General features: G+C 46.5%; 24 protein-coding genes and 1 pseudogene. 7 read left to right on the forward strand and 18 right to left on the reverse strand.

Annotated elements, in window-relative coordinates; genetic code table 11:
- Nucleotides 1–134: 134 nt before the first annotated feature.
- The 6 genes from dsbD to ACO6UX_RS07270 all read left to right on the forward strand — a co-directional run bounded on the left by dsbD (nucleotide 135) and on the right by ACO6UX_RS07270 (nucleotide 6,887).
- Nucleotides 135–1,973, forward strand: coding sequence for a protein-disulfide reductase DsbD (gene dsbD / locus ACO6UX_RS07245; protein ID WP_422446254.1), 1,839 nt, complete (start codon nucleotides 135–137; stop codon nucleotides 1,971–1,973).
- A gap of 227 nt (nucleotides 1,974–2,200) precedes the next feature.
- A complete protein-coding gene (gene aroQ / locus ACO6UX_RS07250; protein WP_422446256.1) occupies nucleotides 2,201–2,653 on the forward strand; it encodes a type II 3-dehydroquinate dehydratase in 453 nt (150 codons plus the stop codon).
- Nucleotides 2,654–2,873: 220 nt separating this feature from the next.
- On the forward strand, nucleotides 2,874–3,338 hold the full coding sequence (accB, locus tag ACO6UX_RS07255) for an acetyl-CoA carboxylase biotin carboxyl carrier protein (RefSeq protein ID WP_422446258.1): 465 nt from the start codon (nucleotides 2,874–2,876) through the stop codon (nucleotides 3,336–3,338).
- A gap of 21 nt (nucleotides 3,339–3,359) precedes the next feature.
- The gene (gene accC / locus ACO6UX_RS07260; RefSeq protein WP_422446260.1) at nucleotides 3,360–4,700 is read left to right on the forward strand and encodes an acetyl-CoA carboxylase biotin carboxylase subunit; all 1,341 of its coding nucleotides are present in this window, start codon (nucleotides 3,360–3,362) and stop codon (nucleotides 4,698–4,700) included.
- Nucleotides 4,701–4,887: 187 nt separating this feature from the next.
- Nucleotides 4,888–5,775 carry a 50S ribosomal protein L11 methyltransferase gene (prmA, locus tag ACO6UX_RS07265; protein WP_422446262.1) on the forward strand — a complete coding sequence of 296 codons (888 nt, stop codon included), beginning with the start codon at nucleotides 4,888–4,890 and terminating at the stop codon, nucleotides 5,773–5,775.
- 152 nt (nucleotides 5,776–5,927) lie between these two features.
- Nucleotides 5,928–6,887, forward strand: a complete 960-nt coding sequence (locus ACO6UX_RS07270) for a DUF3426 domain-containing protein (protein ID WP_422446264.1) — start codon at nucleotides 5,928–5,930, stop codon at nucleotides 6,885–6,887.
- 183 nt (nucleotides 6,888–7,070) lie between these two features.
- On the opposite strand, the gene ACO6UX_RS07275 is transcribed toward ACO6UX_RS07270, so the two are convergent.
- The 4 genes from ACO6UX_RS07275 to ACO6UX_RS07290 form a co-directional block, all read right to left on the reverse strand.
- The gene (locus ACO6UX_RS07275; RefSeq protein WP_422446266.1) at nucleotides 7,071–7,688 is read right to left on the reverse strand and encodes a hypothetical protein; all 618 of its coding nucleotides are present in this window, start codon (nucleotides 7,686–7,688) and stop codon (nucleotides 7,071–7,073) included.
- Nucleotides 7,685–8,419, reverse strand: coding sequence for a tyrosine-protein phosphatase (locus ACO6UX_RS07280; protein ID WP_422446268.1), 735 nt, complete (start codon nucleotides 8,417–8,419; stop codon nucleotides 7,685–7,687). Before ACO6UX_RS07280 ends, ACO6UX_RS07275 begins: the two co-directional genes overlap by 4 nt.
- Before the next feature lie 167 nt (nucleotides 8,420–8,586).
- Nucleotides 8,587–9,942, reverse strand: coding sequence for a transposase (locus ACO6UX_RS07285; RefSeq protein ID WP_422444684.1), 1,356 nt, complete (start codon nucleotides 9,940–9,942; stop codon nucleotides 8,587–8,589).
- Between the two features lie 153 nt (nucleotides 9,943–10,095).
- The gene (locus ACO6UX_RS07290; RefSeq protein ID WP_422446270.1) at nucleotides 10,096–10,356 is read right to left on the reverse strand and encodes a hypothetical protein; all 261 of its coding nucleotides are present in this window, start codon (nucleotides 10,354–10,356) and stop codon (nucleotides 10,096–10,098) included.
- A 185-nt stretch (nucleotides 10,357–10,541) separates the two neighbouring features.
- Here ACO6UX_RS07290 and ACO6UX_RS07295 point away from each other — a divergent pair, with 185 nt between their 5' ends.
- Nucleotides 10,542–11,111 (forward strand): ATP-dependent zinc protease, encoded by a 570-nt coding sequence (locus ACO6UX_RS07295; RefSeq protein ID WP_422446272.1) that lies wholly within the window; start codon nucleotides 10,542–10,544, stop codon nucleotides 11,109–11,111.
- Here ACO6UX_RS07295 and ACO6UX_RS07300 read toward each other — a convergent pair.
- From ACO6UX_RS07300 to ACO6UX_RS07365, 14 genes and pseudogenes are all read right to left on the reverse strand, one after another.
- Nucleotides 11,095–12,519 (reverse strand): O-antigen ligase family protein, encoded by a 1,425-nt coding sequence (locus tag ACO6UX_RS07300; RefSeq protein WP_422446274.1) that lies wholly within the window; start codon nucleotides 12,517–12,519, stop codon nucleotides 11,095–11,097. The two genes, ACO6UX_RS07295 and ACO6UX_RS07300, sit on opposite strands and share 17 nt — an antisense overlap.
- 301 nt (nucleotides 12,520–12,820) lie before the next feature.
- Nucleotides 12,821–14,191, reverse strand: a complete 1,371-nt coding sequence (locus ACO6UX_RS07305; protein WP_422446276.1) for an undecaprenyl-phosphate glucose phosphotransferase — start codon at nucleotides 14,189–14,191, stop codon at nucleotides 12,821–12,823.
- 158 nt (nucleotides 14,192–14,349) lie between these two features.
- On the reverse strand, nucleotides 14,350–14,712 hold the full coding sequence (locus ACO6UX_RS07310; protein ID WP_422446278.1) for a hypothetical protein: 363 nt from the start codon (nucleotides 14,710–14,712) through the stop codon (nucleotides 14,350–14,352).
- A gap of 168 nt (nucleotides 14,713–14,880) precedes the next feature.
- The gene (locus ACO6UX_RS07315; protein ID WP_422446280.1) at nucleotides 14,881–16,263 is read right to left on the reverse strand and encodes a phosphomannomutase CpsG; all 1,383 of its coding nucleotides are present in this window, start codon (nucleotides 16,261–16,263) and stop codon (nucleotides 14,881–14,883) included.
- Between the two features lie 201 nt (nucleotides 16,264–16,464).
- Nucleotides 16,465–16,572: pseudogene (locus ACO6UX_RS07320) on the reverse strand (mannose-1-phosphate guanylyltransferase); the annotation flags it as partial.
- On the reverse strand, nucleotides 16,569–16,685 hold the full coding sequence (locus ACO6UX_RS07325) for a sugar phosphate nucleotidyltransferase (protein ID WP_422446282.1): 117 nt from the start codon (nucleotides 16,683–16,685) through the stop codon (nucleotides 16,569–16,571). The gene ACO6UX_RS07325 and the pseudogene ACO6UX_RS07320, both read right to left, overlap by 4 nt.
- A gap of 88 nt (nucleotides 16,686–16,773) precedes the next feature.
- Entirely contained in the window at nucleotides 16,774–17,406 is a 633-nt protein-coding gene (locus tag ACO6UX_RS07330; protein ID WP_422446284.1) for an SGNH/GDSL hydrolase family protein, read from the reverse strand.
- Between the two features lie 69 nt (nucleotides 17,407–17,475).
- Nucleotides 17,476–17,835, reverse strand: a complete 360-nt coding sequence (locus tag ACO6UX_RS07335) for an acyltransferase (protein ID WP_422446286.1) — start codon at nucleotides 17,833–17,835, stop codon at nucleotides 17,476–17,478.
- Nucleotides 17,836–17,932: 97 nt separating this feature from the next.
- Complete coding sequence (locus ACO6UX_RS07340; RefSeq protein WP_422446288.1) at nucleotides 17,933–18,400, reverse strand: glycosyltransferase; 468 nt, start codon at nucleotides 18,398–18,400, stop codon at nucleotides 17,933–17,935.
- Nucleotides 18,397–18,855, reverse strand: coding sequence for a hypothetical protein (locus ACO6UX_RS07345; RefSeq protein WP_422446290.1), 459 nt, complete (start codon nucleotides 18,853–18,855; stop codon nucleotides 18,397–18,399). Before ACO6UX_RS07345 ends, ACO6UX_RS07340 begins: the two co-directional genes overlap by 4 nt.
- A 9-nt stretch (nucleotides 18,856–18,864) precedes the next feature.
- On the reverse strand, nucleotides 18,865–19,599 hold the full coding sequence (locus tag ACO6UX_RS07350; protein WP_422446292.1) for a heparin lyase I family protein: 735 nt from the start codon (nucleotides 19,597–19,599) through the stop codon (nucleotides 18,865–18,867).
- A gap of 2 nt (nucleotides 19,600–19,601) precedes the next feature.
- Nucleotides 19,602–20,621, reverse strand: coding sequence for a glycosyltransferase family 4 protein (locus ACO6UX_RS07355; RefSeq protein WP_422446294.1), 1,020 nt, complete (start codon nucleotides 20,619–20,621; stop codon nucleotides 19,602–19,604).
- The gene (locus ACO6UX_RS07360; RefSeq protein ID WP_422446296.1) at nucleotides 20,622–21,059 is read right to left on the reverse strand and encodes a serine O-acetyltransferase; all 438 of its coding nucleotides are present in this window, start codon (nucleotides 21,057–21,059) and stop codon (nucleotides 20,622–20,624) included.
- A gap of 118 nt (nucleotides 21,060–21,177) precedes the next feature.
- Entirely contained in the window at nucleotides 21,178–22,269 is a 1,092-nt protein-coding gene (locus ACO6UX_RS07365; protein WP_422446298.1) for a glycosyltransferase, read from the reverse strand.
- Between the last annotated feature and the right edge of the window lie 7 nt (nucleotides 22,270–22,276).

The following is a 22,276-nucleotide window of genomic DNA, read 5'->3' on the forward strand; positions in this document are numbered from 1 at the left end:
TATGGCTCAGGTTTCGACCTGAGCTTTTCCACTCATTTCTGCTGTTTTCTTTTCTCTGTAAGCCCCTCTCTACTTGCATCTCTGATATATCACTGCACAATACATAGTATTCACCATTATAAACAGCTGCTTATATGCCAAAATGCCAACTCCGCCTGCTCTGGCCCCTTTTCCTGAGTCTGGTAATCTCAATATCTGCTCAGGCCAATCTGAGCCAGTTATTCGGGGCAGAACCCAGAAAAAACCAGGGTTTTCTTCCAGTCGAAGAAGCCTTTCAATTCACCGGGCAAATTGAGCAGGGTTCGGCGATCATTAATGTTGCTGTAAAACCAGAGCACTACCTTTATAAGCACCGTTTCACCTTTACGCCGGTAACCGATATCTCAACACTGGGTGCAGCTGACTATCCTGCCGGTGAAGCGATTTTTGACCCTTATTACAACAAAGAACTGGAAGTATTCAGTGAAAACCTGGTTATCAAAGTTCCTGCCAACCATTCAGGCAACCTGCCGGAACTGGAAATCGGCTTCCAGGGCTGTGCCAGGGCTGGACTGTGTTATCCACCCCATAAAGTTGTTATTCCATTGGTGATTACCCAAGTCAATGATTCGCCCGTTTCAGCCAGTGTTACCCTTATGGCGGTATCAGACTCCGGGAACGCCTTCCAGCAGCAGCTGGAACAGAACAGTCTGCCGATTGCGCTACTCCTTTTTGTTCTCGCGGGTATTGGCCTTAGCCTGACGCCCTGTGTCCTGCCCATGTTCCCGATACTGTCCAGCCTGATACTGGGAACCAGGGCACAGACCAAAACCCGGACCATTGCCCTGACGATGACCTATATACTCACCATGTCAGCCATCTTTGCCATTGCCGGTACATTAATGGGGCTGTTTGGTGCCAGTCTGAACCTTCAGGCAAAACTCCAATCCCCATGGCTGCTGATCCCTGTGGCAATACTCTTTGCGCTGCTGGCCCTGAGTATGTTTGGCCTTTACGAGTTACAGCTGCCCGCCCGGGTTCGGGACAAACTCAGTGGCAGCCAGCAAAATTCAGGCAGCTTGTCGGGGGCTGCCGTGATGGGGTTATTGTCTGCGCTGGTGGTTTCCCCGTGTGTCTCGGCACCCCTGGCCGGTGCACTGATCTATATCAGCTCAACCGGTGATGCCCTGTTTGGTGGGCTGACACTGTTTGCCCTGGGTCTGGGCATGGGCATTCCCTTATTTGTCCTGGCGTTAGGCGGAAGGCACTTGCTGCCAAGGTCCGGGGCCTGGATGAACGGTGTTCGCTCATTCTTTGGCGTATTACTTCTGGGCGTCGCCATCTGGATGCTGGGACGGGTTATCGCTCCATCAGTCACGCTCTTCCTGTGGGGTGCTTTGCTAATTGGCAGCGCCGTATTCCTGGGCGCTCTTCACACCAATCTGAAAGAAGCGCACCAGATGTTCCGACAGACCGTCGGCATACTCTGTCTGATCTATGGGACCTGCCTGATTATTGGTGCCGCCATGGGCAATAGTGACCCATTGAATCCGTTATTGGGTAAAAGCAGCACTGCAATAGAAAGCACCACTGAACAGACAGAGAGTTCCCGCTTCAAGACCGTAACAACAGTGAATGAACTGAATAACCTGCTGGCAGACGCAGCCCTGAACAACCAGCCAGCCCTGGTGGATTTCTATGCTGACTGGTGCATATCCTGCAAAATCATTGAGCGGACCGTGTTCCCAGACCCGCTGGTCACTGATCAGTTGGCCAGAATAGCCCTGATCAAGCTGGATATCACCGATAATACGCTGGAACACCAGCAGTTCCTCAACCAGCATCAACTGTTCGGACCTCCCGCCATGCTGTTTTTTGATGCCAGTGGGAGTGAGTTGCCTGCACTAAAATCCCAGGGTGAAATCACCGCCTTGCAGCTGCATCAAAAGCTGACAAAACTGCTGATAGCCTCCGGAACAACTACAGATGTCTGAACTTGTCTGAAACGGGCATGAAATGCTTCGTAACTGTCGTTAACCTCCTGTAACACGCACAAACTGGACGCACTCTTGACAATGGGGCAAAATGCCAGATCAATAACGGTTGCGATGTATTTCAAAGGTCAACTGCGTAGCCAGGTTAACCAAAGTAGGCTGACTACTGAAGCTTTCTCATTGGTCAGGGTCGCAACGGTGACCATTGGGGTCTTAAGAGGATAAACATGGCCGACATTCTTGTGCTCAATGGTCCAAACCTGAATCTGCTTGGCACTCGAGAGCCCGGTGTTTACGGTGCAACCACGCTTGAACAGATCTGCCAGAACCTTGTCCAGCTGGCTACTGATGCAGGCCTCAAGCTGGAAAGCTTTCAAAGCAATGCGGAACATCTACTGATAGATCGTATTCATCAGTCAGGCAAGGATGGCGTCCGCTTTATCATCATCAACCCGGCCGCTTTCACTCACACCAGTGTGGCACTGCGGGACGCACTGCTTGGGGTTGCTATTCCATTTATTGAAGTACACCTTTCGAACATTCATTGCAGGGAGCCTTTCCGTCATCACTCCTATTTCAGTGACGTTGCTGAAGGGGTTATTGCCGGACTGGGACCTAAAGGCTACGAAATGGCACTGTCTGCCGCAGTTGACAGACTTGCCAGACAGCCGGAGCCATAAGAACGCGAACCATTTTTTCAGAACGCGGCACCAACACAGGACAACGTTCTGATTTACGTTAATCACAGTGCAACTGCCTTACCCCCTTTTAAACAGTGGCACTGTCAGGCAAAAACTGACCACCGGGGATCCTGCACTCGCCAAGTAGAGTGTTCGATTTTTCGCAAAATCAACCAGACTGGCCAGCCAGTGCTGCCAGTACAAGCATTTGAGACTGACAATGGATATCAGAAAAGTAAAAAAGCTCATTGAGCTGCTGGAAGAATCAGGTATTGATGAGCTCGAAATCCATGAGGGTGAAGAGTCCGTTCGTATCAGCCGTTACTCGAAAAATGCACCGGTAGCCGCCGCCCCCATTGCCTACCCGGCTGCTGCAACAGCCACGGCTCCTGCTGCTGCCCCCGCTGCCACTGAAGCAGCTGCACCTGTTATTGCTGAGCCTGTCGTTTCGGGCCATCAGGTCAAGTCTCCCATGGTTGGTACTTTCTACGGTGCTCCGTCACCGGATGCGCCTGACTTCGCCAAAGTCGGCCAGCAGGTTAAGGAAGGTGATGTACTCTGCATTGTTGAAGCCATGAAGATGATGAACCAGATCAAGGCGGACAAATCCGGCACTATTGATGCCGTTCTGGTCGAGAATGGTCAGCCTGTTGAGTTCGACCAGCCCCTGTTCACTATTGTCTGATAATCGCCTGAGAATCGCGTTATGCTCGATAAAGTCGTAATAGCCAACCGGGGCGAAATTGCTCTCAGAATATTAAGGGCCTGCAAAGAGCTGGGCATCAAGACCGTTGCGGTTCACTCCAAGGCCGATGCTGACCTTATGCATCTGCACCTGGCGGATGAGTCCGTCTGTATCGGTCCAAACAACCCGGCAGACAGCTATCTCAATATTCCTGCCATCATCAGTGCCGCCGAGGTGACTCACGCCACCGCAATTCACCCGGGTTACGGCTTCCTGTCCGAAAATGCAGATTTTGCTGAACAGGTAGAACGCAGTGGCTTTACCTTTATCGGGCCTTCCGCCGACGTTATCCGCCTGATGGGGGACAAAGTCTCAGCAATCGAAGCCATGCAGAAAGCCGGTGTTCCCACGGTTCCTGGCTCTAATGGCTCTCTCACTGACGATCACAGCCGCACCATGGCTATTGCCCGGGATATTGGTTATCCGGTGATCATCAAGGCTGCCGGCGGTGGCGGTGGCCGCGGCATGCGCGTGGTCTACAACGAAGAAGACCTGATCAGCTCCGTCGCCCTGACCAAATCAGAAGCCGGTGCGGCATTCAACAATGATACGGTTTACCTGGAGAAATTCCTGCAAAACCCACGTCATGTGGAGTTCCAGGTGCTGGCCGATGGCCAGGGTAACGCCATCCATCTGGGTGACCGCGACTGCTCTTTGCAACGTCGTCATCAGAAGGTTATTGAAGAAGCGCCTGCGCCCGGCATTCCGGAAGAGAAGCGCCAGGAAGTGGCCAGCGCCTGTACCCGTGCCTGTATTGAGCTGGGCTACAAAGGTGCTGGAACCTTTGAATTCCTGTATGAAAACGGTGAGTTCTATTTCATCGAAATGAACACCCGGGTTCAGGTTGAGCACCCGGTGACCGAACTAATCAGCGGCATTGATATTGTCAAAGAGCAGCTGAGAATTGCCAGCGGCCTGCCTCTGAGCGTTGGTCAGGAAGATATCGAACTCAAAGGCCACGCCTTCGAATGCCGAATCAACGCCGAAGACCCAAAAACCTTTATGCCATCACCAGGCAAGGTTTTGCAGTTCCATGCACCGGGCGGCAATGGTGTTCGCGTGGACAGCCATCTGTACAACGGTTACAGCGTTCCTCCTTACTATGATTCCCTGATCGCCAAGATCATCAGTTATGGTCCGGATCGTGAAACGGCCCTTATCCGGATGAAGAACGCACTCGATGAAACCGTTATTGAGGGGATTAAAACCAATATTCCACTTCACCAGACGTTGGTGACTGATCCTCACTTCAAGGAAGGTGGTGTCAGTATTCACTATCTGGAAAAGAAACTGGCTGAGTGATTTTCAGTTTTTTCCTCTTTGACAAGGCTGTCTCCCACAGGAGATGGCCTTTCTTTTTATTGGTCGATCAGCCAGCAAATGTTTATGAAATACCGGTGCTCAGCTACAATAAGTCGCCTATGTTCCATGAATTTCTTTCCTGAAGAACAGGTCGGAATTCTTATCGCTTTTCATTCTGGGTAACACAATGTCTTGGATTCAAGTCAGACTGGACACAACTTCTGACCATGCTGAAATTCTGGAAGACCTGCTTCTGGAAGCTGGAGCCTGTGCGGTCACCCTGCAGGATGCAAAAGATCAACCGGTCTATGAACCGGAGCTGGGTACCACACCGCTGTGGACCAACACCATTGTTGTTGGCTTGTTTGATGCCCAGACCCGCACCGATGATGTTATACCCTTTCTCAAAGAACATGCCGGACTGAACCCTTTCCCAGATCACAAGGTCGAACTGGTGGAAGATAAAGACTGGGAGCGGGAGTGGATGACCCACTTCCACCCCATGCAGTTTGGTAACCGCCTGTGGGTTTGCCCCAGCTGGAAAGACGTTCCCGATCCTGAGGCTGTTAACCTGATGCTGGACCCGGGCCTGGCCTTCGGCACCGGGACGCACCCCACCACGGCACTCTGCCTGCGTTGGCTGGATCAGCAGAATAACCTGACTGGCAAAACAGTTATCGACTATGGTTGTGGTTCTGGCATCCTTGCTATTGCAGCACTCCTTCTGGGTGCACAATCCGCAGTCGGTGTTGACCTGGATCCGCAGGCACTGGAAGCCACTATCGAGAATGCTAAACGGAATAACATTCCGGTGGATAAACTGGAAGTTTTTCTGCCCGATGACGAACCAGCAGATCAGGCTGATATAGTACTGGCCAACATTCTTGCTGGCCCTTTGACTCAACTGGCTCCCAAACTGGCCAGTCTGACCAGGGAAGGCGGTTCCATTGCTCTGTCCGGTATTCTGGCTGAGCAGGCGGATGAAATAATTCAAACCTATGAACAGTGGTTTGCCATGGATACAGCAGTCACCTTTGATGGCTGGGCCATGCTTTCTGGTAAGCGACGTTCATAAGCTGGCATTGATGTGATGCAGGTATGACAGAACTTGTTACTCCCCGGGTTTCAATAGAAACAAATGTACCTGCATTATCAATTAGACTGGATTCAGTACGGGGGCTCTGGTCTAATAAAAAATGCTGCTTTAAGATCAGGTAAACAGTCAACATGACGCCGTCAAGTGTCACTTGCCCCCACTGCCAGACCATATTCCGCATTACCCATGCCCAGCTTAAGGCTGCCAGGGGTTCGGTGCGTTGCGGTTCATGCCTTCAGGTTTTTAATGCCATAGACCAGCTACCGCGCCTGAAAGAACAAGAAAAGGCGGCATTCAACACCCCCACTGAAAACGTTGAAATATCCCCCTCTGTCCACCGGGAAGAACCCCAGACACCCACTCAAACCAGAAAAAAGCTGCGGGAAACACTGGTCGTCCAACAGCAAAAACCGGTTAAAAAACCGGATTCAACACAACCGGAAACGTCCAGAAGCAAAGACCTTGACCCTTCCATAAAGGCAAAGGTTGCCACTGCGCCCATCCAATATGATGGCTACCACCAGCAAAGCATCGAAACCCTGATTCACGAACTGGACCAGCGAGAAACCGAAGAAACCATTAACGAACAACAGCTCCGCAGGAAAAGAACCTACTGGGGTGTTGCGGCCTGCAGCCTGCTGGTGTTGCTGACACTGCAATTTGCCTGGTTCAACCGCAGCACACTGTCACTGAACCCTGCCCTACGACCGGCTTATGCCATGACCTGTAATCTGCTTTCCTGCACACTTCCCCCTATGGTCAACCTCAACGCCATTAAAAGCGTTGACCTTGTGGTACGCAGCCATCCTGATCAAGACAACGCCCTGCAGGTAGATGCTGTCATCATTAATGAAGCCAGGCACCCACAACCGTTTCCAGACTTAAAGCTGACCTTTACCGATATCAACGGCCGACTGGTGGCTAACCGCACCTTTACCCCATCGGAATACCTCGGTGGCGAGCTGGCCGGCTCAGACGAAATGCCTAAAGCACAACCTATCCGCCTGGGACTGGAAATTGTCGACCCAGGTGAACAGGCAGTGAGCTATCAGCTGACCTTCAGTGAAAACAAAACGGTACGGTTGAATTAGTACATGGTTTCAATGAGTTTGACGTGTACAATCTCCGCTCACCCTGAGCGGAGTCGAAGGGTGCTTGGCACGATCTATCAGAGTCCGGAGTTTCCGTGAGACTGTTAAAACAACAAAGGCACAGAGACACAAAGAAAACTTCTAATAACTTTGTGTCTCTGTGCCTTTGTATTGAAAAAGGTTTTATTGATATTGTCTGACTATACGCTGGGCAGTGTGTGGATGAATTTTTACCAGTTTCTGATAACTGTTATCCAGCTCTGCCTGCAGCTGATCACTCAACCAGCCCCGGTAGTGAAAACTGAATAACGCGCCGTTTTCCAGAACACGTGACTCCCATGGGCCAAGCTGGCTGGCTCGAAGTAATGCCTCTTCAAATTCAGAATCAATCAGTGAATATTGTGAGCGGGCATGGGCATAGTCGCTCCAGCTGTATGGCCAGGCAGGTCTTAACGCAATAGCTTTCTGCCAGATTTCCAGCTCCGAATTATTCTCTATATCGATACCGGAAAGCCTGCCCCGTTCAAGCACTCGTGCCTTCAAAACATACAGTGCAGGATTATCCGGCATTTGCCGTATGGCGCTTTCCACACCATTGATCGCAATGTCCAATTCAGAAGTTTCCACCACAAAACTGTTACTGGCTTCGGTCTCCTGCTGCCAATGATCCAGGAAGAGTTCCGTCTGGTAACGCCCGACCTCGGAGCGCAACAAGGTCAAGGCCTGATAAATCACCAGACACAATCCCAGTGCAATCGGCAGCATCAATAAACCACGAGGCCGGAATAACGAACTTTTCATGAGGCTCCACCAAAAAGACACTGCGTTAACTTCTCGGGATTACCCGTTGTCAGCAATGAACACTGATCACTGCCAACCCACTGATTTAATGTCTCAGCCGCAAGCGCCATGGCTGGTGGTCGCCGAACCGGGTGATGAGCATCCGAAGCCACAAACTGCACCAGCCCACGATCCACAAACCAGCGGGCAGTAGTTTTTGCCCTCTCACCAAACAGAGAGGCGACCGAACCCGCTGTCAACTGTAACAATGCTCCACGCTCGACAAACGGCAATACACGCTCAGGGTACGACATCAGTTCTTTATTTCGCTCAGGGTGGGCAATCACTACCCTTATCTTCCTTTTATAAAGCCAGTCCAGCATCTGCTCCATCCCCACGGGAATTCGTTGATGGGACATTTCCAGTAACAGACACTGGAAACCATCCCATTGACCAATCATCGGGATTTCATTCCTGCGTAACTGAAACATCATTTCATCGCTGAAACGCACCTCTGCTGCCATCGCCAGCTGAATCGAAAACCCCGCTGCCCTGGCTTGCTTTTTAAGGCCTTCGAATATCGGACCAATGGAACCCAAATCATTATCAAACCGGCCAGGGTGCATATGGGGTGTGCACACCAGCTTCCGGATGCCATCCGCCTGGGCCTGTGCCAGCATGGCCAGTGCCTGCTCCAGACTTTCAGCCCCATCATCAATACCGGGAATTATATGGTTGTGGATATCAATCATTTAATTAGATCAATCATTAAGCAGCTACTCCCGATGAATACACGTCAGCTGCCACAACCAGAAAACTGACATACTCATAATTTCTGAAAACACAAGAGAACCCTCAACTTTCGCTGCTAAGAAAAATAACTATCATCACCCTGAAAAATTCTGGCTATCTTGCCAAATCATGATGTGTCAAAAGCTATCTTTTGTGCTTTAGCACCATGGGCAATGGCTTTAAACAAACTGTCCCAGCTATCAATCATTAACGTGAGAAAGAAGCTGGTGATTTTCCTCCATAATCGCTTTCGTGTAGGCTTCTTTGGTTTATTTAAAGCCTGCTGAAATTTTGGACAAGAAAATTCCTGAATCTGATCAACCAGGAATGCGAGAAAAGTAAGGTAGGCGAAATTCGTAGCCAGATGTTTTTCGCCATGACCGTAATTGTGTTCAAGTTGATAGCCTTGATTTTTCAGGGTATTAAACGTTTCATTTTCAATGCGCCATCTACAACGGCCTCCTCGCATCACGGATTCAACGGTATCATCGGTTAATTCAAGATCAGTTACCCAGCACCAGACATGCTGGATCCCTTTTTTGTCGATTTCAATGTAATCCAGAACATTAACCCGCTCTGTTTCATCCTGAAGATTGAGGGGGACGTTATTGGCGTAGCGGAATTTATGAGTCGTGTTATTTTTCTCATCAACGATTTTGTGGTGATGAACCTGGCCTTCGTCATAAAGGGCATTCATGGCCTCAATAAGCGACACATGGTTACCATCTTTGGCCACGATAATATAGTGCCAGCCATGCTCTCTGATCAGAGCAATGGTAGGGTTGTCCGCATATAGACCATCCAGAAGAATCACCAGTTTCAGGCGTGGATGGTCATGTTTTGTCTGCGCCAGAAAACGTCTTATTGCCGCTTTTTCACAATCATTTTTTGTGGAACCATCCTGTCGGCAAATTGCTTCCGGCGCTAAAGGAATGACGGTTTTTCTGGAAGGGTGGACAATACAGCCCCCCATAATATTGTGGTAAAAGGTTTCACTTTTTTTGCCCTCGTTTTTAATGCAGCAGTCATCACAGCGGCAGGTTCCCGAATAAAAGAGACCCGTACCATCAATAGGAAGCAGATAAAGATCTTTCAACTTGCCACATTCGAATGCATAAGCTTGCAGAGCACCATTGCGCTGAACGACAGAAAACAATTCTTTAAACGGCGTCTTCAACCCGAGTGGATTAACCGGGTCAACAACCTCTCTCATTCTGGTATCGGAGGGAACTTTGCCATCTTTTACGTGATAGAGCTTTTCAAGATTATGACAGCAGATTTCATCAAGCCGCTCTTCATCAAACCCTAATAGTGAATCGAACTTTTGATGCATCATCGCAAAAGCAGATTTCAGAAAGTTAGGAAAGGGTATCACGCATTTATTTGGACGATGATCTGGAATGCTGTCGAAGCATTCTGATACCTTTTTTATCAAGTAAGAAGCACTGAATTGCCTGACATTTTTCTGAATAGCCGTACCCATGACTGACTCGACGACAATGATTGAGTAATATGCAATTTTAGTCGAAGAATTGTGCGGGCATGATTTTTTTACCTCTTCTGTATCTCTCGTGGCTGTAGTGCTTCAGGATTCATCGGGAATTACTGATCATTAAGTACCAGGCAGACCGAATAGTCAGCGCCTAAACATCAATCGACGAATCAGCAAGGTCAGCAAGTAAGCTGGAACAAGCAACATAGCTCCGGTCAGAAACAACGCAACAGGCACGGGAACATGAAAATAGGTAAATACAAAGGCAATACTATACACAGCACCCACAATACTCAGGCTCAATGGCGCATTATCTGGCCCGGAAAGGGTATTAATCAGCAGAACTTCAGCGGCCAGAATCACCATAATCAGGGGGATGCCCCACCCTGTCACCCACTTTTTCAAGAGTCTACATCCTCAAATAACAGAATATTGGCAATCCACAGGTTCCTCCCCAAGGCCAGAAGATAACCCGTCGTTAAACCGTCAACAAATACCAGCCGTTCTCATTAAAGAGGCTCAATCTATCGTCAACAGCTACAAATATAAAGAGAAGGATTCAGTTGTGCAGTACCTTCATGGAGGAAGTAATGTTGTTTTCCACCCGATTTTCAGGCCTGACCTTTTGTGCCATTCTGGCACTGGCATTCATACCCAGCGCACTGGTAACCGCAGCCCCCCCGCCATATCAACATCCATGCCAGGCAGGTGACCGTTATCTCTTTGGCCTGCAGGAAAGGGTTGACCAGATCGATGAATTTTCCACCCGGATCAATGCGTTGATTGACTCCGGCTCCACCCTCTCCTCCATGGATGCCAGAGACATCAAAATCAGGAAGCACACCAACGGCTCACTATGGGTACACTTTAAGGTTCCTACCACCAGCGACAAACGCAAACTGGTAAAAATGACCAAACCCCTGAAGCGCTTCGCCCGGGTGCAAACCCACCATGGAACCCCACAAAAACGTCCGGTAATTGAAGCAACCATACGTCTTGGTCCGGTCGAAACCCGCACCGACTTCAGCCTGACCTCTCGCTCCCGGTTTAGAAACCAGATCCTGCTGGGTACCAATACCCTGAAGAACCTGGCGATCATTGATATATCAAGAGAGTTTCTTCTGAAAAACAACTGCCAGCAGGTCAGCCGTTACCCTTGACGGTAGATGACCTGTGCCTATTAGAAGGCATGTGTCTGGCCAGAACAGCCAGCGCCATCAAGGCAACAAAATACACCGCATTCGCCGGGATCTGGAGATTAAAGTCTACGGATGAGTGAATCATAATCGCCAACATCCCCATAAACGACGAGAACCCCATACCAATCATCAGTCGGCTGCGACGCAGCTTCATCGCCTGAACCGCCTGCCAGGATGACCAGACCACCATCAACGCTAATATCAGAAATACTGGAACGCCAAACTCCAGGGGAAACTGTAGAAAATCATTATGGGCGAGATCATAAAAGCCTTTCCAGCTACCATCGTGATAAGCAGGCAGTGCTGTATAAAAGCTACCTGCACCAGAGCCTGTCAGTGAATAATCACTGATTGCTCCCAAAGTAACCTCAGACACATTGGGACGGGTCTCCCGCTCCAGAGAGGTTTGCTCAATACGCTCCATCACCTTTTCAAGGCCAAACCACTGGCTGAGAATAGCCGTATCAATCAACAGCAGGCTGACAAAAAGAACGATCATCCCACGGCTGAGCTGTTTACGACAGATAACGAACAGAAGTCCGGTCACCAGCAAACTGGAAAAAAAAGCAGTATTTCCCATGCGGGAACGGGAAAGCACCAGGCCAATCACCATAATGGCCAACCCGGTACGTAGTATGACCTTGTTACTCATCAGCATGTGCAGAGTCTCGCGAAGCCACTCCTGCCAGCTGCCCGCTTTTCTATCGTTCAACTGGGCAATCAGTAATCCCATACCAAAGGCCAGCGTCATCTCCATACACCCGGCAAAACTGTTCCTGTTAACATAAGTGCCGGTAGCAACACCAAAGTAAGATGGCTTCTCACCGAACAGCAGCACTTCTGCCCCTGACAGCGTACTCAGCGAACCAAACACAGCCTGAAAAATTCCGGAGACCACAAAGGCCCAGGCAAACCAGCGTAATTTATCAGGCCGGTCCACCAGCAGCAGACAGAGACAAAAAAACAGGTAGTAGGCCATGGTCAACAGAGCACTGACCATCGTATCGTGAGGAGAGATCGACAGCGTCATCCACTGGGGTGTTACCAGCCCCAGCGTCTCTGCAGCAGAGGAATGAAGGTTCCATGAGAAAGGAGAAAGCAGCTGGACCCACGCAGCCGACATGGGCAACTGTTGGACAAACAACCAGCCAATAACGCCAGTAAAACCGGCATGCAACCATTTTACCTGACGGAAAGACGCTGTGGTTTCCAGCCGGTTAAGGGCATAGCCCAATACCCAGAATAGACTGAGTAAAGCAATCAGCAATATCAGAATCGCCCGCGCCCATGGTGGATTACTGCCCATCGGCAGGGGCAACCAGAAAACGATGCCCAGCAAAGGCCAGAACAAACACTGCCTATACGTCATTGTTATTTTATGCTTAAACCATGAAAAAGCGTTGAACCACTAAGTAAGAGCCATGATAAATACTCTTGTATTATTGGCTCTTTCGCTCTACTTACTGTTAACTCTTCTCTCAAACCTCACACCTTGCCAACCACTACTAAACTTCCTAACCATCAACTAAGTAGTTAACCAATGGAGCGCAGATTCTATTTCAGGCAACGCCTCCACAAACGCTGTGGTTCGCTTAACAGACGGGTCAGCTATTTCAGACCACAACTTTGTATCCAGCAAGAGGCATGTTCTTGGGGTTCAAAAAAATCTTTTAATAAGCATTAGGGTTCATAAAACCTTTAAAAACCGTACTGATAACGATCCTGATATCCAGCCACAGAGACCAGTTATTAATGTATTCCAAGTCACACTCCACCCGGCGCTGCATCTTATCCAGCGTATCGGTCTCACCACGAAAGCCCCGTACCTGAGCCAGCCCGGTAATCCCCGGCTTTACCTTATGGCGCTTCATATAAGACTCTACCAGATCCTTGTAATACTCGTTATGAGCCAACGCGTGGGGCCTTGGGCCAACAATGGACATCCGTCCCTGCAGTACATTAATAAACTGGGGTAGCTCATCCAGACTGGTACGGCGAATAAAAGCACCCACCTTTGTCACCCGCTGGTCACCTTTAGTGGCCTGGGTCACCTTACCTTCACCTTCCTGATGCACCTTCATACTCCTGAACTTATACACCTTCACCTGCTTGCCTGAGGTGCCGTGGCGGTATTGCTTAAAAAACACCGGCCCCGGAGACGAGAGTTTCACGGCAATGGCAACAGCAATCATCACCGGCGAAATCAACAGCAGAATCAGGCTGCCAATCACAAGATCAAACACTCGCTTAGTAATAGTGTTGATGCTATCCATAGGTGAACAGCTGATATCCAGGACAAGAAAATCCCCGATTTTGGTAATGTTGTGGTTCATGAGTGGCAGATCCTGCAGCCCCGGCATATAGCGGATATTGGTGGTACTATGGCGCAGGGTAAACATCACGGGCTGAAGAATAGGGCTCTTGGTAAAAGGAATGCAGAGCCAACATTCATCAAAGGCCTGATTGCTGGCAAGGAACTGTTCCAGTTCTGCCAGCGCCTGCTCATTGTTATGGTGCTCAATCACATGCTGCAGGCGGTAACCATAGGCATTGTCCTGGGAGAAGTATGCCCGCATGGCCTCAAAATTACGGCCATCACCAATCACCAGTACATGGCGGGTATTGCGTCCATGGCTGCGGAAGGACCTTAACAGCTGGTAAAGGCCATACCGGATACCCAGTGCCATGGGGATCGCCATGCCAATCCAGGTTCCGAGCCAGAGGCGGGAGTATTTCTCAGTAGTTTTAGTCATCACCATAAAGACAATCATCACCATAAACGACAGAGACCAGGCAATAAACACCTTGGTCAGTCGCTCACTGATTCGGCGACCCCGCCAGGGTGCATACACTTCGCACAGGAACGAGAGCACTACCACCAGCAATGCCTGCATATACATCACATTGTGATAATGAGTGGCGTGCTCCCCAAACCGCACCCATTCCGACAGCTCAGCACAGGCAAAGGCGATGGTTACATCGATAAAAACCAGAACAATAAGAGGCAGCCGTGATCGGCCCGACAACAATGAGGTAGGCATCTACATAAAATCCATTTTGTTTTGGAGACACAAAAACAAGAAGAACAAAGGCAAAGCTAAGTTTTTTCTCTTTCCCTTCCTTTTACGACTGCCATGTATGGAGGAGAGGGAGTGTCGATTCTTCAGGAGCAATCATCGCCCCTGTGGAGCTGTGTGGTTCAAGAACTTTTAATCATCCGCCAGTGAGAAACCATAAACGGCAAAGCAGCCAGCAACAAACCGGTACAGGTTACGAGAAAATCCAGCGGGTTATAATTCCGAAGTGGAAACACCACCTGCAAACTTTCATCAAGAGCGCAGCCAATAATCAACAGCAATAACAACCTGCCCCAGTGCCAGGACCTTGGGCAAGCCAAATGAGCCAGTACAGAAAGAATAAAGGCCATGACAAAATGCATTTGCAGATTGCCACCCAGAAAATGCTCAATACTGCCCCAGGCCCAGTGGCCATAGCCGAGGCTTTTACTGACCGAAAGCATCACCAGAAAGACCAGCCAGCCAATCGCTAAAATCCGTACCAAATCTTGAGTCCTTTTTGAACCACAGAGGGCACAAAGAACACAGAGAAAGAAACACCTTTTCCTCAGTGCTCTTGTCCTTTGCCGTAAAAAATATTCTGCTTAACGATTTTTCATACCTGAGGATGGCGCAAAATATTTTCACGTGCCATGGGCATTTGTGGTTCCAAATCATTGCCGAATCAAACTCAACAACTCAGCCGTTTTATCTTTCATCAACGCCACATCCCCCCGGCTTTCCACATTCAACCGAATCACCGGCTCGGTATTGGAAAGTCGCAGGTTAAAACGCCATTGCCCCATATCCAGTGAGATACCATCGGTATGATCCACAGCTAACGCATCCTGTTGATAAATCGAAAGAATCCTATCAATAGCCACCTGTGGGTTAGCCAATTTGCTGTTGATCTCTCCAGAGGATGGAAACAGGGCAAGCCGTTCGGCCACCAACTCAGAAAGCTTCTTGCCCTTATGGGACATTAACTCCGCCACCAGTAGCCACGGAATCATCCCTGAATCGCAATAGGCAAAGTCACGGAAATAGTGATGGGCACTCATCTCACCACCATACACCGCATCCTCTTTACGCATGCGCTCCTTGATAAAAGCATGGCCGGTTTTACAGAGCACCGGCACACCACCGGCAGTCGAAACCTGGTCAATAGTATTCCAGGTCAATCGAGGGTCATGGATAACTTTCGCACCAGGATAGTGCGCCAGGAACGCCTCGCCCAAGAGCCCAACAATATAATAACCCTCAATGAACTGACCTTTCTCATCAAAAAGGAAGCAGCGGTCAAAATCACCATCCCAGGCAATGCCCATATCTGCATGATGCTCAAGTACCGCATCCACCGTTGACTGTCGACAGTCGTGTAATAGTGGGTTGGGAATTCCATGGGGAAAGTTACCATCCGGTTCATGGTGAACCTTCACAAACTCCACCAGTACACCGGCTTCCTTAAACCGTTCCTCAATGGCATCAATCACATGCCCGGCAGCCCCATTACCGGCATTTACCACCAGTTTCAGTGGCTTTAATTCACCAGGTTTGATATACCCCAGAATATGATTCACATAAGGGACAAGGTTGCTGATCTTCCGATAAGAGGCAAATGGGATGTCCGGGGAACCGAGTCTGTTCGATTCCATAAACGCTTCTTCAGCCAGCCGCTGAATCTCCCGCAACCCGGTATCCCCCGAAATCGGCTTACTCTCTTCCCGCACCAGTTTCATGCCGTTATAATCTTTCGGATTATGGCTTGCAGTCACCATAATGCCGCCATCAGCCTTCAAGTTTGATGTGGCAAAGTAAACCTCTTCAGTACCGCACAAGCCGATATCAATCACCTCGGCTCCGCCTGCCCGTAAACCGTCGCTCAGGGCTACTTTTAACTCCGGGGTAGACAGGCGAATATCGCCACCCACAACCATCGTTTTGGGCTTGAGATATTCCGCTGTTGCCCGGCCAATCCGCCAGGCAATATCTTCATTCAATTCATCAGGCATACGGCCACGGATATCGTAGGCCTTAAAACAGTTAAGAGTGCTCATTCTCGACTCCTGGAGTGAAAAACAGTCTATGTCGGCCTACATCTATGGTGGCCTGTGGATTTACCAATAACCCTGGAGATTGCCGAATTATCCGTAAGCTTTGACAGCAGCATAAATAACGACCCTGCCGACGGCTGAGCGCCGCCTGTGCCACTATATACGACGCCAAAATGGTGACAGCCAGCGACAACCAGTAACTCATCACGCCCTACCATAGGTATCCTCAAACCGCACAATATCATCCTCACCCAGATACCCACCGCTCTGCACCTCAATCAGCTCAAGGTTGAACTTGCCGGGGTTTTTCAGCGGATAGTCTGTTCGTTGACCAAGGGCAGAAACTGTTTTGGGTATAAAGAACGGGACTGAGGCCAGAGGCGGCTGCCGGAGCTACCAGACATGATAACGGCCGTTAAATTCATATTGTTGCATTTTGAGTCGTGGGGTACGATCTCTTAGCCGGTAAAACTTATCTACTGCGTGCCAATATGAAAATTTCGATCATCGACTTTATTTATGAAAGCAAAACTCTTCCGACAAGTAGCTCAGTAACACAGGTATCATTACTTCAATAGTACTTTCTTGGGTCGGATGAACCCCATCTGGAATATTAAGATTTAACTTTTTATAGGATTTTTGCTGCCATACACTGTAAAAATCAAGAATATCTACATTACCATCGTCAGCTAAATCATCATACAAATCATAGAATGACTCAAGACGAGGCCGCATCCATTTTCGCAACCCAAATACCGGATTCATTTTCATCAAAATAATTTTTGCATTTGGATACTCAATCTTGATGTTCTGAACAAAAGTTGACGTCAGTTCACGACTCTCAGAAAGAGTTACACCTTTCAACAGATCTGCGTCATTGACAGAAAACTCAATCAAGTAAATATCTGCTTTAGAATCAAGGATGTTATCCAGCTTGCTAAGTCCGTATTTTATATTTTTACCAGGAAAGCCATAGTTTTGATAGGATATAGAAATGCCGTAACTTTTATACATTTGTTCAGACAAAGTAGGGAGCCATTCGCCATACCGAGTCAGACTGGTTCCAATAGCCGCTATCCTAATATACTGGCTTTGCTGATTTGCTATTGCTGATGTGCCTGAAAATAGTAAAATAAAAAATAGCAAATGATGCCATCTGAAAACCAAATTTAAATACCGGAATCGAATAATAAAATTTCCCCTGGAAAGTCAAGTTTAGGTTTGTTCAGCTTCAGAAATCAACACCCCATATTTACCAACCTTTATATCACGCTTTATAACTTTTGCAGGGTTTCCTGCAACAATAGTATTGGGTGGTACATTAGTTGTAACCACAGCCCCCGCAGCAACAACTGAATTATTACCAACAACAACCCCAGGTAAAATAACACTTTTAGCCCCAATAAAACAGTTCTCACCAATCACCGTATCCACTTTAAGCTTTCTAATCATATCGTGTGACAGTACAGCACTTTGAAAAGCTAAGTATGAATATTTTCCAATATGAATACCTTGTGGGTAGGTTTTGTCCAGTTTTGCAGACATGGAAAATATTACGGTTTTATCGATATCCATTCCCCAAAATTGCGTAAACCAAAACCGCCTGATTTTCACTAAGGTTCTCTGTAAAAAAAGGAACTGATTCAATGACCTCATAATAAAGCTCTATAAATTAAATAAGGGACAAAAGATATTTAGTCATCTTGTTTATTTCAGAATTTTCAAGGCCAACCGGTTTATTTAGTGCTCTGTGATTTTCCAATAAATTGTTAAGTACAGACTCGTCTCTGGCAATATGTACCCCTTTAACATTGTCAAATGAATTGAGCGTATCTAATTGGTGATCATTGCGATGTTCACCCAGCCTGGATAGTCGAGGAAAAATGATAATCGGTTTTTTTAATTTCAAACAGTTAATAATGGAACCCATCCCAGCATGAGAAACGACAACATCAGCCTGAACAAACCAACGATCCATTTCATCAGGCGCAAAGAAAGGCTGGTACTGGAGGGCAGAAGGCTTATAAAGACCATTACCTATCTGCCCGACAATAGTCGCATCCGACAATTCTGCAAATTTATCCACAAGGGTAACCAGCCGATCAAACGGTAGCTGGGTGCCAACAGTCAAGAAAATCATATCACCCTTCCCTTATACAACACGCTAGAATCGCTAGCCACATTTTGCCATTGTGTTAGCACATGTACGCCAAGCAATTTGGCAAACCTTCCGGATAGGGAGAGTTTTCTGGAATTGGCAATACTATCGACCCAAGCGGCCTTTATTCCAAGTATTTTCGACATAGCAATGAAAACAAAGCCGGGTGCAGCACCTGTAGTAATCACAAGATCAGGCTTATACTCTCTTAAAAGAAGCCAGGCCTGTTTAATGGATTTAAAAAGCACTGCGGGGTTATCACGGCTAAAATCAGACACTTGGCGATAAGTGTCACCTTTTATAAACGAGGGTTTGCTCTCATAAACTCCAACGATGATAAAATTATTGCAGTAGTTAGAAAGTGCTTCTGCAATCAGGCTTAGCTGTACAAAGTGGCCACCTGGCGAAGCCACCATAAGAATTTTTTTATCTGACAAAGTTATACCTTAATAAATATTTAGTTTAATTAACTCAATGGCCATAAAATCGTTAATGGTGCGTTTTCGGTAGAGCCCAAATTTAAAGTAATGATAATAATCATTAAGCATGACCACATCGTTAAAATTAAAGGCATACGTATTATCACCCTGAGTACAAAAGCCCTTTACCTTGCCATCTTCGGGGTATTGCCATGTCACAGTAGTCGAACAGGAAACGGGGATTTCAAGCTCAACAGGAAACATAAACTGGGAGTTTCTGGCAACAATCCCCACCCTCAATTCATCTTCAAAAAATAGTTGATAGGAAAATGGTGGCGAATTCTTAGGAAAAGTTGCCCAGGTTTCACCTCTGTTCTTGACTGGTTGGTCATGCCACTGAGCGAACAAAACCCATCCACAAGACCACCCCATGGAAAATGAAGAAGATTTCCTTAGTTGGAAAGTGAAATCATAAGTAACGCTATCCCCTATCTGGTAGGGAGAAAAAAAGGCTAATTCAGAGCGTTCCCCACCATAAATAAATGTTCTGTCTGCCTCAAGAAAAAATAGCGCACCATCCTCTGTGAGGGCAAATGAATGTTCATCTACTTCATAATTTATCTCGCTAACGGAGCGGTTGAAATTTATGGCTTTACCAAGGTCTATTTTTTCTGGTAAATAATTGACTGAATGACCAGCTAGTGAGGCGCTGGCTGTTAGATTCACTGCCAGTGATAAGAATGAGTTAATGGCAGCTTTCATTTTTACTGGTAAATCTCCCGCAACGCAGGCAACACTGCGCAGACATCATAAGATTGATAATAAAGAGTTCGGGCATTTTCAGCTATAACCGGAAGTTTTGGATCTGCCAGTACCCTGGTGATCATCGTACTAATGGCGAGCTTATTCCCCGGTTCAACTAAAAAACCAGTTTCTTCAGGTAAAACAACCTCTGGTATACCACCAACCGGTGTGGAAATTACTGGCAAACCCGATGCCATTGCCTCAAGAATAACCACAGGCAAGCCTTCATTATAGGAAGGTAAGATTAGCAACTGACACTGGGCAAAAAGTTCCGCTTTTTGTTCAGCGTTGACCCAGCCGTGGTAGATAATCTGCCTCTGCAAGTCCAGGTCATTGACCATCTTCTCAAACCGTTGATTATCACCAGTCCCCCCCACATGCAGCGTTACATCAGGCAAAGTGGTCAAGGATTCAAGAAGATCAAAAATACCTTTTCTTTCGATCAAAGCACCTAAAAACAAAATATGATTGGCTTGATTTTTTCTGTCTGGAATAGGGGCCACGACAGCAAAATTAGGAATAACACGAATATTTCTACAATCTTTCCCTGCAATCTTTTTGATATATTGGTACCAGCTTTCAGAAAGAACGACAAACGGATCGGCACCATGAATAAGTTCTACAACTCTTCGTTGAACTGAAGGTTTTTGCCCTTCATAAAAGCATTTAAATTCAGACCCGTGAAGGTGGATGATAACTCGCTTATTAAAAAAAGTTGCAATTCGATAGTAGATATACTTCCGCCAAAAGCTGCCACGGTAGGACATATGCAAATGAAAAACAGAATCTTTCACAAAAATTGAATAGAATAAAACGATAAGCAATCCATTTACCGCCAATACCATATCTTGAATTTTGTATTTTCCAAGGTGAGTAATATAGCGCTTAAAACTGAACTCTTGTTTAAGATTACTTTCTATATTATTAATAACAGAATCTATTCCACCTTTATCACCTGTCCCCAAAGTAACAATCTTCAATTAATTTACTCCCATCTTGCAGGGGTACTCTATTAATTCTAAAGCCCCTTTATAAGAAATTATTTTCGCTGGATTACCTGCGACCACAGCGTTATCAGGTACATCGGTTATGACAATAGAGCCTGGTGCAATGACGCAATTATCACCTATTTTTACGCCAACAATACATGCACCTGGACCAATGTAGACATAACTACCAATTACTGGCATTACCCCATTTTTATGGCCTAGCGTGACATTGTGAGTAATGGTTACGTTATTACCAATCTTTACGTTAGGCCCCCAAGCGGTTCCAATTACATGATGAAGTTTTAATCCCTTTCCAACACTACATCTAAAATCGATATCACTAGAATATACAATCTTGACCACTTTATAAATTACAATAAAGAAAAATCTTACAACAGGGGTTTTGTTGAAAAAATTCGCAAGCCTCATAAAAAAGATAAATTTAAAACCTCTTTTGGTTAATAGAGCTTTTAAAAAAATTTAAGGCTAGAGTGGCCATACCATCTAAAAACATCAGATGAAATATAAGAAGCAAACTGTTTCAAAATCAATCACCCAATAAATATTCAAATAGTTTTATGTACTGATTAGAAATATTTTTTTCTGAAAAATACAGGGTTCTATTTTGTCGTTCTTGAATTGTTGATGATGGATCAGTCATTTCGGCCTGTATACTTTCTGCCAGAGCTAAACTATTACCAACTGGGACTAAACGACCATAGCGTCCATTTTCAAGTATTTCCGAAGGACCGCTTTTACAGTCAGTGGATACAACAGGAAGTCCGAATGACAGGGCTTCAACAATAACATTGCCAAAACCTTCGCAAGCAGAACACAAAACAAAAAGTTCTGCTTTTCTGTAATAATTTTCTATATCTGCACAAAATCCAACAAATTCTACGGTATCATTAAGTTCATTATTGGCAACATATTCTTGCAGTGCCAAATACTCCTGTTGATCATCAATTCCGCCTATAATTTTAAATTTTAAATGAGAATTTAGTTTCTTAATTATTTTTGCAGCTTCAAGTAACATTAAAAAATTTTTTTGGGGAGTAATACGACCTACAGCTATGACTAAGCCTTTTTCTTTTTTAAAGACATAATTATCTTCAACGGGCAAGAATCGAACAGGGTTATAAATAAAGGTGCATTTATCTGCAATCTTTAAAATAGCAGAAACCTCATCAGAAACTCCTTTAGAAACTCCTACAATTTTGTCTGCATATTTATAGAGATGTTTTATAATCAGTTTTACTTTAATTCTTTGAAAAAATGACCTTTGTTTAAAATGTTCAATAACAGATGCATGTTCACTCAATACAATCTTACATTTATGTTTTGCCAGCTTGCTGGATAAAATACAGGCACCATTAGTGTCAGGATAAGCTGAAAGAATAATATCAGGCTTAAAAGAATCAATAAACTGAGCAAAAGGAATAACACTTAGAATAGTACGACTACAATCAAGGCTATTAACAGGAATATTCTCTTTCATTAATGAATCGTAAGTATTACCATAGTTTTTATCAGTAACAAACATCACATCATGTAACTTTTTAAATTCTCTAGCTAATGACAGAAATACCTGTTCTGCACCACCAAAACCCATATAAGAGATACGAAATACAACTTTCATCAAATAA

This window comes from Endozoicomonas sp. ALB091 (assembly GCF_049310265.1).
Classification (GTDB): domain Bacteria; phylum Pseudomonadota; class Gammaproteobacteria; order Pseudomonadales; family Endozoicomonadaceae; genus Endozoicomonas.